General features: G+C 41.7%; 1 pseudogene. It reads left to right on the top strand.

Annotated features, from left to right (window positions below):
* A pseudogene (locus AAEY83_RS13590) lies at nt 1-321 on the top strand (lipid A biosynthesis acyltransferase); the annotation flags it as partial.

The raw sequence follows: 321 nt of genomic DNA, 5'->3' as shown, positions 1-321 counted from the left end.
AGTGTGCGCTGGTCGGCTTATCTTGTATTCGCCGTGACGACGGACGGGGTTTCGATATTTATTGTTACCGACTTGATGATCCTGCCCTTTACAACCGTGATACGTCTGTCGCTGCCTACGCCCTCAATCAAGCAATGCAATATATGATAGAAGACAAATTCAGTCATTATATGTGGGGCTATCGACGTTTTAAGCATATCCCTATTTTGGGCAATCCTTATCGCGCTGATGACACAGTATTGGCAAATTTTATTCGTACCAACCAGTCTCATTCTTCATTGCCTTCTAATATTAAAGATGATCATAAAAAACTTACTAACG

This window comes from Psychrobacter sp. TB20-MNA-CIBAN-0197, assembly GCF_040309765.1.
Classification (GTDB): Bacteria; Pseudomonadota; Gammaproteobacteria; order Pseudomonadales; family Moraxellaceae; genus Psychrobacter; species Psychrobacter submarinus.
Note: the sequence above shows the minus strand (reverse complement) of the source record. Positions and strands in the feature narration are given on the sequence as shown.